General features: G+C 73.2%; 13 protein-coding genes. 3 read left to right on the forward strand and 10 right to left on the reverse strand.

Translation table 11 applies throughout. The features are described from left to right. Window position 1 precedes the first annotated feature (1 nt). On the forward strand, window positions 2–535 hold the full coding sequence (locus ACY1JF_RS07645) for an alkyl hydroperoxide reductase (protein ID WP_462704223.1): 534 nt from the start codon (window positions 2–4) through the stop codon (window positions 533–535). 84 nt (window positions 536–619) lie between these two features. Here ACY1JF_RS07645 and ACY1JF_RS07650 read toward each other — a convergent pair whose 3' ends face one another. The 4 genes from ACY1JF_RS07650 to ACY1JF_RS07665 all read right to left on the reverse strand — a co-directional run bounded on the left by ACY1JF_RS07650 (window position 620) and on the right by ACY1JF_RS07665 (window position 6,520). Next, window positions 620–2,014: an AI-2E family transporter gene (locus tag ACY1JF_RS07650; RefSeq protein WP_462704224.1), complete on the reverse strand. Its 1,395-nt coding sequence runs from the start codon at window positions 2,012–2,014 to the stop codon at window positions 620–622. 145 nt (window positions 2,015–2,159) lie between these two features. Next, on the reverse strand, window positions 2,160–2,870 hold the full coding sequence (locus tag ACY1JF_RS07655; protein WP_462704225.1) for an aggregation-promoting factor C-terminal-like domain-containing protein: 711 nt from the start codon (window positions 2,868–2,870) through the stop codon (window positions 2,160–2,162). Window positions 2,871–3,277: 407 nt separating this feature from the next. Continuing rightward, the gene (locus ACY1JF_RS07660) at window positions 3,278–4,603 is read right to left on the reverse strand and encodes a PhoH family protein (protein WP_462704226.1); all 1,326 of its coding nucleotides are present in this window, start codon (window positions 4,601–4,603) and stop codon (window positions 3,278–3,280) included. 1,038 nt (window positions 4,604–5,641) lie between these two features. Continuing rightward, window positions 5,642–6,520: an LLM class flavin-dependent oxidoreductase gene (locus ACY1JF_RS07665; RefSeq protein ID WP_462704227.1), complete on the reverse strand. Its 879-nt coding sequence runs from the start codon at window positions 6,518–6,520 to the stop codon at window positions 5,642–5,644. A gap of 183 nt (window positions 6,521–6,703) precedes the next feature. Between ACY1JF_RS07665 and ACY1JF_RS07670 the strand changes: the two genes are divergently transcribed. Both ACY1JF_RS07670 and ACY1JF_RS07675 read left to right on the forward strand, forming a co-directional pair. Further along, window positions 6,704–7,339: a DinB family protein gene (locus ACY1JF_RS07670; protein ID WP_462704228.1), complete on the forward strand. Its 636-nt coding sequence runs from the start codon at window positions 6,704–6,706 to the stop codon at window positions 7,337–7,339. Next, window positions 7,336–7,731, forward strand: coding sequence for a DUF192 domain-containing protein (locus tag ACY1JF_RS07675; protein ID WP_462704229.1), 396 nt, complete (start codon window positions 7,336–7,338; stop codon window positions 7,729–7,731). Before ACY1JF_RS07670 ends, ACY1JF_RS07675 begins: the two co-directional genes overlap by 4 nt. A gap of 494 nt (window positions 7,732–8,225) precedes the next feature. Here ACY1JF_RS07675 and ACY1JF_RS07680 read toward each other — a convergent pair whose 3' ends face one another. The 6 genes from ACY1JF_RS07680 to ACY1JF_RS07705 all read right to left on the reverse strand — a co-directional run bounded on the left by ACY1JF_RS07680 (window position 8,226) and on the right by ACY1JF_RS07705 (window position 12,783). After that, the gene (locus tag ACY1JF_RS07680; protein ID WP_462704230.1) at window positions 8,226–8,840 is read right to left on the reverse strand and encodes an OmpA family protein; all 615 of its coding nucleotides are present in this window, start codon (window positions 8,838–8,840) and stop codon (window positions 8,226–8,228) included. An 8-nt stretch (window positions 8,841–8,848) separates the two neighbouring features. Continuing rightward, window positions 8,849–9,430, reverse strand: a complete 582-nt coding sequence (locus ACY1JF_RS07685) for a hypothetical protein (RefSeq protein ID WP_462704231.1) — start codon at window positions 9,428–9,430, stop codon at window positions 8,849–8,851. A 31-nt stretch (window positions 9,431–9,461) separates the two neighbouring features. Further along, window positions 9,462–10,007 (reverse strand): pilus assembly protein TadG-related protein, encoded by a 546-nt coding sequence (locus ACY1JF_RS07690; protein ID WP_462704232.1) that lies wholly within the window; start codon window positions 10,005–10,007, stop codon window positions 9,462–9,464. Window positions 10,008–10,063: 56 nt separating this feature from the next. Beyond that, window positions 10,064–10,261, reverse strand: a complete 198-nt coding sequence (locus tag ACY1JF_RS07695; protein ID WP_403532714.1) for a Flp family type IVb pilin — start codon at window positions 10,259–10,261, stop codon at window positions 10,064–10,066. A gap of 105 nt (window positions 10,262–10,366) precedes the next feature. Next, window positions 10,367–11,188 carry a response regulator gene (locus ACY1JF_RS07700; RefSeq protein WP_462704233.1) on the reverse strand — a complete coding sequence of 274 codons (822 nt, stop codon included), beginning with the start codon at window positions 11,186–11,188 and terminating at the stop codon, window positions 10,367–10,369. Further along, window positions 11,188–12,783: a sensor histidine kinase gene (locus tag ACY1JF_RS07705; RefSeq protein WP_462704234.1), complete on the reverse strand. Its 1,596-nt coding sequence runs from the start codon at window positions 12,781–12,783 to the stop codon at window positions 11,188–11,190. Before ACY1JF_RS07705 ends, ACY1JF_RS07700 begins: the two co-directional genes overlap by 1 nt. Window position 12,784 lies beyond the last annotated feature (1 nt).

Here is a 12,784-nt window from a genome sequence, read left to right on the forward strand (position 1 = left end):
CATGTCCCTCGACACCCTGAAGTCCGCCATACCGGAGTACGCCAAGGACCTGAAGCTCAACCTGGGCTCGGTCATCGGCAACTCGGCGCTGCCGGCGCAGCGGCTGTGGGGCACCGTGCTGGCGACCGCCGTCGCCTCGCGCTCCCCGGTCGTGCTGCGCGAGCTGGCGCCGGAGGCGAAGGCGCACCTGACGCCGGAGGCGTACACGGCCGCCAGGTCGGCCGCCGCGGTCATGACGATGAACAACGTCTTCTACCGCACCCGGCACCTGCTGTCGGACCACGAGTACGGCACCCTGCGCGCCGGGCTGCGGATGAACGTCATCGGCGACCCTGGCGTCGACAGGGCCGACTTCGAGCTGTGGTCCTTCGCGGTCTCCGCCGTCAACGGCTGCGGCACGTGCCTGGACTCGCACGAGCGGGCGCTCCGCAAGGCGGGCGTGGACCGGGAGACGGTCCAGGAAGCCTTCAAGATCGCGGCCGTGGTCCAGGCCGTGGGCACCACGCTGGACGCCGAGGCGGTCCTCGCCGAGTAGTCCTCCGTGCCCCGACATGCCGATGTGCCGACGGGCTCCGCCCACCTCCGGGTGGGCGGAGCCCGTCGGCACATCGGCATGTCGTCACGCGGAGGCCGGCGGCGGGTCGGCGGGCGGGGGCTCGTCCGCCGCCGGGGCGGCGTCCGTCGACGTGGCCCCGTGCGGCCGGGGCGTGGCCCGCAGCGCCGCCTGCCGGGAGTGCGCCCGCAGATAACCCACGACGGTGTTGGTCACCGCGACCAGCGGTACGGCGACCACCGCGCCGCCGATGCCGGCCACCAGGCCGCCGGCCGACACCGACAGCACCACCGCGAGCGGATGGACGCGCACCGCCCGCCCCAGGATGAACGGCTGGAGGATGTGCCCCTCGATCTGCTGCACCGCCAGCACCACCACGAGCACCATCACGGCGGTGAACACGCCCTGCGTCACCAGTCCGACGACGACCGCCAGCGCGCCCGACACCACGGCGCCGACCAGCGGGACGAACGCGAACAGGAAGATGAACACGGCCAGCGGCACGGCCATCGGCACATCGAGGAAGTAGATGCCGAGGCCGATGAAGACGGCGTCGATCAGGGCCACCAGCACCGTGCCGCGCACGTACGCGGTCAGCGTCCGCCAGGCCCGCGGACCGGCGCCGGCCACGCCGGGCCGGGCGGCGGCCGGGACCAGCCTCAGCGACCACTCCCAGATCCGCCGGCCGTCGTAGAGCAGGAACAGGGTCGAGAAGACCGCCAGCAGGATGCCGGTCAGCGCCTCGACGACGACCGTCACGCCCTCCAGGCCGGCGGAGGTGATCTGGTCGGTGTTGGCGCCGACGGCGTCCCGCAGGTTCTCGGCGATCTCGTTGATCTGCTTGTCGGTGACGTGGAAGGGGCTGTCGAGCAGCCAGCGGCGCAACTCGTCGATGCCGTCCTGGACCTGGTCGGAGAGGCTGTCGATGTTCTCCATCACCTGCCAGGTGACGAACCAGCCGATCAGGCCCATCACCACGAACCCGCCGATCGCGGTGAGCGCCGTGGCCACTCCGCGCGGCACCCCGCCCCGCCGCAGCCGCGCCACCGTCGGCTGGAGCAGTGCCGTGATCAGCAGCGCGGCGACGAAGGCCAGCACGACCAGCTGGACGGCGCTGATGATCCGCATCAGCACCCACAGGGTGCCCGCGAGGACCAGCAGCCGCCAGCCCGCCTCGGCCGCGACCCGTACGCCCCACGGCACGGCCTGGGCGGGATCGGGCCGGGCGGGGACGGCGGGCGGGTGGTCCGGCGGCGGCGGTACGTGGTCGTACGGCCGCCGCTCGTACTCCTGGTCGTCGTACTCCTGCCGGCCGTACCCCTGATGGTCGTACGACCGCGTCCCCACGGCGTCGGCGTCGGCGTCCTCGCGCACCGCCGCCGCGCGCCGCTGGTTCAGCGTCCGGCTGATCCGGGTCAGCCCGGCGCCGAGCCGGCCGATCCACCCTGGCACTCGCGACATGATCCGCCCTCTTCCCCCGTCTCTCCCCACCACTCCCCCCGGAGCCGTCGCTCCGACCGTACAGGGCGGGCGCGCGAAAGCCCCTCACCGCGGGACGGCGAGGGGCTGCGCGGGACCGAGCGGCGGTACGAGGGCCGCGGGCGGCTCAGTACCAGTGGTTGGCCTGCCAGAAGGTCCAGGCCTCGCACGGGCTGCCGTAGCGCTCGTTCATGTAGTTCAGGCCCCACTTGATCTGGGTGGCCGGGTTGGTCTGCCAGTCGGAGCCGACCGAGGAGTACTTGGAGGCGGGCAGGGCCTGGAAGAGACCGTAGGCGCCGGAGGAGGCGTTGACCGCCTTGTAGTTCCAGCTCGACTCGTGGTCCACGATGTTGCTGAAGCACTGGAACTGGGCGCTCGGCACCATCTGACGCGCCATCGACTGGATCTGGGCGACGGTGTAGGAGCTCTGGACGGTGAAGTCGGAGGCGTCGCGGGTGGCGTCGCGGCTGGCCTCCTCCTGGGCCTCCTCGCGCTCCTTCGCGTCCTGTGCGGCCTTCTTGGCGGCCGCGTCGGCCTGCTTCTTCTTGGCGACCGCGGTCTGGGCTGCGGCCTTGCGCGCCGCCTCCTCCGCCTGCTTCCTGGCGCCCGCGTCGGCGGCGATGGCCTGCGCGTCGGCCTGCTGCGTCAGCGACGCGGTCTGGACCTGGGCCTGCTGCCCCACGGGGATGTCCGCGAGGAGCGTCGTGCCACTGGCCGTCGCCTCGGCGTCGTTGTTGCCCTGCATGGTGCTGCCCGAGGCAACACCGACGACGCTTCCGACAGCGGTGACCGCCGTGGCCGAGGCCACTGCGAATCCCCGGACCGAGATCCGGCTCACACGGTTTCCTTCCAGCATCGCCCGCTTCGGTGACCCTCGCGGACGCGATCGTGCCCCTGGCACTGGCCTCCCCAACTTCGGGGTCACGGGAGGCGCGGACCCGGTGGGCGACTCCCGGTGCGGGAGTGCCGCGTGGTGCTCGGGCGGCATACGACGTGGCTATGGAGTTGACCTGGTAATGCTGTGATTGCGTACCGCTGGGGGTACGCGTGTGTCGTATGCGGGGCCTGACAGGAACGAGACTCTGCCGTAACCGGACGGCGTGAGGCAATCTCGAGTTGCGTGTGAAAGCTCACACCGCGTTCGTCCCCGGGTATTCACGGAAACCCCCGCACGCGAAGGCGCCGCCCGGCTAGGCTCTTGGCCTTTTCCGGACGGCGCCGTCTACGCGTGCGTCAAAGCGTATGTCAAATGCGGCCTTCCTCCAGCATTTCGGTGACGAGCGCCGCGATCTGGGACCTTTCGGACCGGTTCAGCGTGACGTGCGCGAAAAGCGGATGCCCCTTCAGCTTCTCCACCACGGCGACGACGCCGTCGTACCGCCCGACGCGGAGGTTGTCCCGCTGTGCCACGTCATGGGTGAGGACGACCCGCGAGTCGGCGCCGATCCGGGACAGCACGGTCAGCAGGACGTTGCGCTCCAGGGACTGGGCCTCGTCCACGATGACGAACGCGTCGTGCAGCGACCGGCCGCGGATGTGGGTGAGCGGCAGCACCTCCAGCATGCCGCGCGCGGTGACCTCCTCGATGACCTCGCGGCTGGTGACCGCCGAGAGGGTGTCGAAGACCGCCTGCGCCCAGGGGCTCATCTTCTCGGCCTCGGTGCCGGGCAGATAGCCCAGTTCCTGCCCGCCCACCGCGTACAGCGGCCGGAAGACCATCACCTTCTGGTGCTGGCGGCGCTCCAGGACCGCCTCCAGGCCCGCGCACAGCGCCAGCGCCGACTTGCCGGTGCCGGCCCGGCCGCCCATCGACACGATCCCGATGTCCGGGTCGAGCAGCAGGTCGAGCGCGATCCGCTGCTCGGCGCTGCGGCCCTTGATGCCGAACGCCTCCCGGTCGCCGCGCACCAGGCGGACATCGCCCTCGGGGGTGACCCGGCCGAGCGCCTTGCCCCGCTCCGACTGGATGGTCAGTCCGGTGTGCACGGGCAGGCCGGCGGTCTCGGGCACGCGGACGCGCCCTTCCTCGAAGAGGACGTCCACCTGCTCGCCGGGCAGGGTCAGCTCGGCCATCCCGGTCCAGCCGGAGGAGTCCGTGATGGCCAGTTCGGCCCGGTACTCCTCGGCCAGCAGCCCCACGGAGGACGCCTTGATCCGCAGCGGGAGGTCCTTCGACACGACGGTGACGTCGAACCCCTCGGCCTGGAGGTTGCGGGCGACCGCGAGGATGCGGGAGTCGTTGTCCCCCAGGCGGTAGCCGCTGGGCAGCACGCTGGGGTCCGAGTGGTTCAGCTCGACCCGCAGGGTGCCGCCGAGCTCCCCGACCGGGATCGGGGCGTCCAGGCGGCCGTGCCGCACCCGGCAGTCGTCGAGCAGCCGCAGGGCCTGCCGGGCGAAGTAGCCGAGTTCGGGATGGTTCCGTTTGGCCTCCAGTTCCGTGACCACGACGATCGGAAGCACGACCTCGTGCTCGTCGAAGCGGCTGAGAGCGTTCGGATCGGCCAGCAGGACGCTGGTGTCGAGAACATAGGTGCGCCGGTCTGGCTTGGGACGCTTTGCGCTGGTCACCACGGAAGGACGTACCCCCTCGGGAGAGGTCGGGGAGCGACGGAGTGGGGCTGGACCGGTCGTCGGCCGCGATGCACACACCGCACGGGCCGGGGACCGGCCCTCCACTGCTTCTCCCGTGCCGAGACCGCACGGTCGGGCTGGTGCAAAGGGCCTCCCGGGCGGGACGGCCCCGCGCCGCCCGCTGAGAACCGACACCCGTGGTTCGGGTGTCGACCTGGTTGCTTTATGCCCTGCCGGAAGCGCGGCCATGCCCCGGCATATGACGGCGCGCTGATGAACTGTTCGTTACACGTGATCCGCCGGCGTGTCCGCGCATTCGCCGGAACGGGGCGGTGCGCACGGCCCGGTTTGGCCACACAGAAAAACGGGCCGGTCCGTGGGGGGGGATACGGACCGGCCCGAGGGGGGGTTTCCACCATAACCCTTCGTGAGGGCTGCTGGGTGCATCGGCGCGAAACAACTACTCTCCGCATTCGAACGGCGACGCGGCGCTGGCCGGCGGAGCCCCGGTCCACGCCGGAATCATGGCCGGAACACAGCGGAATCCCCTAGGGGCCGTGTGACACGAGAGGCGTTCCGCGGAATTCGGCACACACTCCGGCCCGCCCGGTGAAGCACCCCCGGTTCCCCCCCCCGCCGGACGGCGTCACCGGCGAACGCGCACGTGGCCCGGCACCGCGCAGCCCCCTCCGCTGCGCGGTGCCCCCCACGTGGCTTTGCTCGCGCGAATCGACGTGGTCTGAACTTACGCGATACGGCGGGGCGCGATCGAGTCGCCGGACACCGCGCGGGATAACGATGTGGAAACCTCGTGGAGATCCTCGGTGGAGCTATCGGGCATTACCCGGCGAAGGGTGCACATGTGATGCGTGACGTCGTCGGGTCGTCGGGACGTCGGACCGCCGGGACGTCCGTGCGGTGCGGCGGCGTCTTTCGCGGTGCGGCGACGACCGCGACGCCGCGCGGGCGGAGCGGGGCCGTGCCCCGGGCGGCGGCCGGCGGCCGGCCCTCGGTGGCGGGCGCGGTGGCGTCCCCGGGTCAGGCCAGCAACGGGGCGACGCGTTCGGCCGTGAAGCGGACGAAGCCCTCCGGGTCCGGTTCGTCCGCCGTCGGCTGGAGGACCACCGTGTCGGCGCCGGCCCCGGCCAGCCGGTCGACGGCCTCGGCGACGGCACCCGCGTCGCCGGCCACACCGAGACCCGGTACGGGGTCCAGGCCCTCGGCGGCCAGTTCGGCGCGGAGCCGGGCGCCGGCGTCGGGGCCGGTGGCGGTGAGGAGGTAGACGACGACCTCGTGCCCGTCGGTCCGGCCGGCCGCGGCCCGGCCCTCGTCGATGAGCCGGCGGGCCGCCCGTACCCCCTCGGGCGTGGTGGCCGAGGTGAGCACCGTGCCGTCCGCGGCCTCGCCGGACAGCCGCAGCGAACGCGGGCCGGTGGCCCCGGCGAACACGTCGGCACCGCCGGGCGCGTCCGGCGGCCAGTCCAGGGCCACGTCGTCGAGGCGGACGTAGCGGCCCCCGGTGGTGACCCGCTCGCCCGCCAGCAGGGCCCGCAGCGCGGTCAGGTACTCCCGCAGCAGGGTCACCGGGGACTCGGCGCGCGCGCCCACCTGTCCCATCCAGTCCTGCACGCCGTGGCCCACACCGAGGACGGCCCGGCCGGGGAACATCCGGCGCAGCGTGGCGGCCTCCATGGCGGTGAGGGCGACGTTGCGCAGCGGTACGGGGAGGAGACCGACGCCGACCCGTACCCGTTCGGTCCAGGCGAGCGCGGCGGCGGCCGTGGAGACGCCGCCCTCCCGGAAGCAGTCCTCCCACAGCCACAGTTCGTCCAGTCCCGCCTCGTCGGCGGTCCGGGCCACGGCACGCAGCCGTTCGGGGGCGAGCTGGGGACGGAACACGGCGCCGAGTGCGGTCATGGGGTCTTCCTACCCGGGTGGTGGGGCGCCGTACAACGCCATTTCGGCCGGATGATCCGGCACCGGGAAACGGGGCGCGGCGCGGGGGTTGGCTGTGCCAGGCTGGCGGGTCGGCCGGCCGACGTGCCGGGCCGCCGAACCGCCGCCCCGCCGCCCCGCCGGACCATCACAGGAGTGTGCAGCGTGATCCCTCCCCGTCTCGCTTCCCTGCTCGACCAGTTCGACTTCGCCCGGGAGCGGCTGGCCGCCCGGCTGACCGGGCCCGTGCTGGACAGCGGGGACGGGTCGGAGACGGCGGTGGGACCGCTGACCGGCGCGGAGTACTTCTGGGAGCCGGTGCCGGACTGCTGGTCGGTACGGCGGCGGGCGGACGGGCCGGGGGCGCGGGCGGAGTTCCTGGCGGGTGCGGCCTCCGGCGAGTGGGGCCGGGACGCGGCGCCCTACCCGCATCCGTGGCCGCCGCCCTTCACCACCCTCGCGTGGCGGCTGAGCCACCTCGCCGAGATGCCGGCGCTGCGCGCCGACCACACCGCGGGGAACCGTTCCCTGACGCGGGACGACATCGCGGTCCCCGGGGACGCGGCGGGGGCGGTCGCCGCCTTCGGGGCCGGGGCGGCGGCGTGGCGCAAGGCGCTGCTGAGCGCGGACGACGCCGCGCTCGACCGGGTGGGCCACTGCACCTGTCCGCACGGCGGCGACGCGGAGGAACCGTTCCTCGACATCGTGTGGTGGGTCGACCAGGAACTGCTGCACCACGGTGCGGAGATCGCCCTGCTGCGCGACCTGTACCGGGCGTCGGCCGGGAGCGTGGAGCGGTGACCGGGCGGCGGTGGCGGGACGGCCGGGGCACCCTGGTGGTGCCGGCGGCGGGGGCCGGGGGGACGGACGTACGGGTTCCGCTGGAGATCGCGGCGTCCTACCGGGCCCGGACCCGGGGGCTGCTGGGGCGGGACGCCGTGGACGGGGCGATGCTGCTGTCGCCGGCCGGCTCGGTGCACACGTTCCGGATGCGGATGCCGATCGACGTGGCCTATCTGGACCGGCGGCTCACCGTGCTCGCGGTGCGCACGATGGTGCCGGGGCGGCTGGGCCTGCCCCGGGTGCGGTCGCGGCACGTGCTGGAGGCGGTGGCCGGGGTGATGGCCGGGTGGGGGGTGCGGCCGGGGGTGCGGGTCGAGGTGGAGGCGGGGGCGGGGGTCAGCCCGAGCTGATCCGGACGGTGGCCGTGCCGTCGGGGGCGGTCGCCAGGTGGAGGACCACGGTGCCGGGGGCCGCGCTGGGCGCCGGGGCCGCGGGGCCGCAGCCGTTGCTGCCGCTGTCCTCGCCGAGGACGGTGTAGCAGCCCCAGCCCGGGCCGTCGGCGCCGCCACTGGAGCGGCGTCGCCGGCGGTGACGTCGTAGTGGACCCGGTCCGGGCCGACCTCGGTCACGGACAGCTCGGCGGTGCCCTCCGGGCCCCGGAACGGGATGGCCACCGGTTCGGACACGGTGACCTCGCAGTCGGCGTCGGCGCAGGCGTCGGTGTTCCGTCCGTCCGCCGCGGTCGGCGTCGGGGACGATGGGAGCGACGGGGACGACGGGGACGACGGGGACGGTGGCCGGGGCGTGGGGGTCTCCCCGGCGGCGCGGTCCGGGCCGCCCCCACAGCCGGCCAGGGCGAGCACCGCGAGGAGCGTCAGGGCGGCTGGTTCACGTACCACTCGGGTCAGTTCTCCGTCCGGGGGAAGGAGACCTCGACCCTGCGGTTCTTCTTGCGGCCCGGTTCCGTGGAGTTGTCGGAGATCGGGTACTGCTCGCCGTAGCCGCGCACCTCGTAGGTGATGCCGGGGTCGTCCAGGGCCTGGGAGAGGAGGTCGTGGACGGCGTTGGCGCGTTCCTTGGACAGGTCGTCACCGTGGGCGGCGGAGCCGAGGTCGTCGGTGAAGCCGAAGACGCGGATCCTGGTGGCGTTCTGCGCCTTGATCTCCTCGGCGATGCCGACGATCCGGGACTTGGCCTCGCCGCCGAGCTTCGCGCTGTCCTTGCCGAACAGCACCTCGGCCTGGAGCGCGAACTTCACGTCCGTGTTGGTGTCCTCCCGGCGCTCGTCCCCGCTCTGGTCCTCGACGACCGACTTGATGTCCAGCACCTTGACCCCGGCGAGGGTGGCCCCTTCGGGGAGCTTCAGGTCGGGGTCGTTGGGGTCCACTTCGACGGGGGCGGAGGGGGTGGCTTCGGTTCCCGGGGGGACGCTGGGGGCGTCGTCGGCGTGGGCGGGTGCGCCACCGGCCAGGAGGAGGACGGTGACACCGAGGGTGGCGGCGAGTCGGATGCGGGTCACGGTGTGCCTCACCCGGAGATGGAGAGGGTCGCGCTGGCGAAGGTCGGCAGCTGGAAGGTGACCTCGGTGGTGTCCGCCGGCGGTGCGGGGAACTGCATGAAGACGGCGAGGCTGTCGCCGGCCTTGAGGGTCGTGAACCCGGTGGTGGTCAGGGGCCGGCCGTCGGTGTCGCGCAGGACGTAGTACCGCTTCTTGCTCTTCGAGTCGACGAGGGTGGCTCCGCCGAGGGAGCGACCGTTCCTGGTGATCTCGGTCTCGTTGCCGCTGAGCGCCGAGGGGACGGTGACGCCCTTGTCCCCGTCGTTCTTCAGATCCGCGTTCACCGTGATGAAACCACCGGCGTCGCGCTCGGCGGAGGTGATCCGCAGCAGCAGGCCGTTCGACCCCTTCACCTCGGCCAGCGGGGCCTCGGCCTTGCCGTCCTGAGTGCTCGGGTCGGACCCCGTGCCCTTGGACGCGGACGCCGAGGCGTCGGGGCTCTTTTCCTTCCCGTCACCACCACCGCAGCCGGCCACCCCGAGGGCCACTGTGGCCACAGCGGTCAACGCGACCATCCCTCTGAGGGCCTTCGTTGTGAGCCGCATGCTCATGACTTCGCTTCCTTCATCACTCGTCGTTCTCTCAAGCGTCGGTCAGGTGGACGTCGAAGAGGTCACGCGGCTCCGGGAGTCCGGTGGGATCGTCCGGGTCCAACTCCCACTCCTCGCCGCCCTCACAGGTGAGTCCCGGCAGCGTCTCGTCGTCCGCGTCGGGTCCGGGAAGCTCGAACGTGCAGCGAGATTCGATGACCGCCGTGGCTACGGCACGCGCGTGGATGTCCTCGGTGCCGGGGACGATGGAGTCGCCGACGGAATCCTCAGCGGTGACCTCCACCGTGTATTCGAGCGGCCCGACCGGAGCGCAGGCGTCGAGAGCCGCGCCGTTCTGTGCCGCGAGCTGTTCCGCTCGCCAGCAGGAGGGCGTGAGCCCCTGGCCCAAGCCGTCGAAGATGTCCTGCCAGGACTCCGGGTCGGCCACGTTCTCGACCCACTGTCCGGCGAGTTGGTCCCGCCAGTCCTGCGCCGCCGCCAGTGCCGCCGCGTCGGCGGCCGTCTGGGCCCCGTTCCGGTTGGCTCCGGCCTGGCCCACCGCCAGGTACGCGAGCGCGAGAAAGAGCAGGCCGCCCACCACGGTGAGGTAGATGGGAAAGGCCTGCCCCGCGTCGCCGTGCTGGCGGAACCTGCTCAGCCGCCGGTGACTTCGCTGATCTTGGTGGTGATCGCGTCGAAGATCGTCTGCCCGATGCTCGTCCCCGTGATGGCCAGCACGATCGCCACCACCACCGCGATGATCCCCAGGTACTCCACCGCCGTCTGCCCCTTGTCGCCCCGGGCGGCGCGGGTCTGAAGGTAAGCGGCCGTCGTGTGCAGCCAGTTGCCCATGGTGTTCCCCTTCGCGGTGGCCGGTGCCGGTGGCCGCACCGTACGGGTGCCGGTGCCCTGCCCCCGAGGGCCCCTGGGCCCAATCCCGGGCCCAAATCCGGCGCCTCACCGCGGATCACCCCAGTTGCCCAGCCACTTGGCGGTCGCCTCGGCGCGGCTGGTGCTGTGCAGCTTGGCGAAGATGCGGTTGATGTGGTTCTTGACCGTCTTCTCACTGATGAAGCAGGCCGCGGCGATCTGCTGGTTGGTCATGCCGGACGCGATGAGGTCCATGATCTCCGCCTCCCTGGTGCTCAGCTGGAACTTCGGCCTGCCACTCGACGACTGTCCCACATCCGATTGCATTCGCGAAAGGTTTTCCGTGAAGACGGATGAACTCGTCTTGGTTGCGGCACTATACGGAGGTTGCCGTACCGCATCACCGTATGCATTCGCACTCCTGAGCTGTTCAAGAACCGCTCCCGCAGCCGTCGGCGAGAAGTGGGTGCGGCCCGCCCCGGTGTCCCGTACCGCCGTGATCAGCTGGTCCGCGGTGAACTCGCCGTGGACCAGGTAGCCGCCCGCTCCCCGGCGCAGCGCCTCCCGTACCGTCTCCGACTCCCCGCTGTACGTCAGCATCATCACCGGGGCGATGCGCACGAGGTAGGGAAGGGCCGAGAGGCCGTCCACACCGGGCATGCGGACGTCCAGGAGGACCACGTCGGGGCGGTGCCGGTCGGCGGCCTCGCAGGCCTGGCGGCCGTCGGCGGCCTCCGCGACCACCGTGATGTCCGCGCGGCCGGAGAGCAGGGCGGTGAGTCCGGCGCGGACGACCGGGTTGTCGTCCGCGACGACGACCCGCAGCGCGGCCGGGGGCGGAGAACCCTGCGGGACGGCCGGGGTGGGCGGGACCGGTGGGACGGGCGGGACCGGCGGCGGGGATGTCATCAGCGGGTCTCCTCGGCTGGTCGAGGCGTCGTGGTCGTAGTCGCGGTCTCGGTCGTAGGCGCGACCTCGGTCGCGGTCTCGGTCGTAGGCGCGGTCGCGGTCTCGGTCTCGGTCGTAGGCGCGGTCGCGGTCGTCGTCAGGGCCGCCAGTGGCAGGTCCAGGCGGACCTCCGTGCCCCGTGCGCGCTCGCCCGGGCCGACGCGGATGCGGGCGCCGATCGAGGCGGCCCGCTCCACCATGCCGACGAGGCCGAAGTGGCCGGTGCGGCGGAGCTGTTCGAGGGAGGTGCCCTCGGGCAGGCCCGTCCCGTCGTCCTGGACGGTGACGCGGAGGTGGTCGTCGTGGACGCCCGCCCGGACGTCGATCCGGGTGGCGGCGGCGTGCCGGTGGGCGTTCTCCAGGGCCTCCTCGGCGATCGTCAGCACCTGGCGGGCCACGGCCGGGGCGACCGGGGGCACGGCGTGGCCGCCGGTGGGGTGGTAGACGGACGGCAGGCCGGTGCGGGCGCCGAAGGCGCGGGTGCGGGCGGCGAGTTCGACCAGGACGTCGGTGCCGTGCCCGGGGTCGGACTCGCGCCGCAGGTCGGTGAGGAGTTCCCGGGACTCGGCGGCGGCCCGGCGGGCCGAGCGGGCGACCAGTTCCGCCTGCCGCCGCACCAGGGCCGGGTCCATCCGGTCGGCGCCCGCCGAGGCGGCCAGGCCGTCCGCGGCGAGGGCGACGCCGTGCAGGGTCTTGGCGACGGAGTCGTGCAGTTCGCGGGCGAGGCGGGCGCGTTCGGCACTGACCGCCTCCGTCGCCGCCAGCCGGGCCTGGACGGCCGTCAGGGCCCGGGTGGCGGAGCCGAAGCGGAGCATGAGGCCGCGCAGGCTGGAGCCGGCGGCTCCGGCGACGACGCAGAGGCCGGGCAGCAGGAGCGACTCCGCGACGCCCGGGGAGAAGTCGGGGGCGGTCGCGTGCGCCAGCAGCAGGATCAGCGACTGGAGCGAGGCGAAGACGGCGGCGCCGCGCCAGCCGTAGACCAGGCCGGCCAGCAGCGGGGTGCAGACGCTGACGTAGGCCAGGGTGGTGTCGGGGCCCGCCGAGAACAGGAGCAGCGCGCCGAAGAGGGTGTCCGCGGCCAGCAGGGTCGGGTGGCGCAGCAGGAGCGGGCCGAAGCGCTCCCAGTCGCGGAAGAGGACGTAGGAGCCCATGAAGGTGACGACCACGGCCGCGCCGACCAGCCGGACGCCCACGCCGGGGCCGGCGTTGAGGAGCGCGGCGGGCGCGGCCACCGCGATCATCGCCAGCCGGAAGCCGAAGACCTGGCGGCACATCGCCTGGAGGGCGTTGACCTGCAGGCCGATGCCGGGGGCGCGCGGCGCCTCCTCGCCCGGCCCGGCCGCCGGCGCCCGCCCCGGCGTCCCCGGCACGCCCGGCGTGCCCGGCGCCTCCGGCACCCCCGGCGGTGGCGTCACCGACGTCACGGGCACGTCCGCGGCGCCCGTCCTGACGTGGTCCGGCAGCACGGTCCCCGCCGGCGGGCCGGTGATCTCGGGTGCCCTCGGGCGGCGGCGCCGCAGCCCGAGGCGGCGCCCGGTCGTCCCCGTGACCGTCATC

The organism is Streptomyces sp. SYSU D01066-1 (assembly GCF_054956795.1).

Excerpts from the sequence above, each read along its gene's own strand:
- ACY1JF_RS07705 (WP_462704234.1), bottom strand. The coding sequence starts at position 12,783 with ATGACGGTCACGGGGACGACCGGGCGCCGCCTCGGGCTGCGGCGCCGC.
- ACY1JF_RS07665 (WP_462704227.1), bottom strand. The coding sequence starts at position 6,520 with ATGACCGCACTCGGCGCCGTGTTCCGTCCCCAGCTCGCCCCCGAACGG.
- ACY1JF_RS07685 (WP_462704231.1), bottom strand. The coding sequence starts at position 9,430 with ATGAGCATGCGGCTCACAACGAAGGCCCTCAGAGGGATGGTCGCGTTG.
- ACY1JF_RS07650 (WP_462704224.1), bottom strand. The coding sequence starts at position 2,014 with ATGTCGCGAGTGCCAGGGTGGATCGGCCGGCTCGGCGCCGGGCTGACC.
- ACY1JF_RS07700 (WP_462704233.1), bottom strand. The coding sequence starts at position 11,188 with ATGACATCCCCGCCGCCGGTCCCGCCCGTCCCACCGGTCCCGCCCACC.
- ACY1JF_RS07695 (WP_403532714.1), bottom strand. The coding sequence starts at position 10,261 with ATGGGCAACTGGCTGCACACGACGGCCGCTTACCTTCAGACCCGCGCC.
- ACY1JF_RS07645 (WP_462704223.1), top strand. The coding sequence starts at position 2 with ATGTCCCTCGACACCCTGAAGTCCGCCATACCGGAGTACGCCAAGGAC.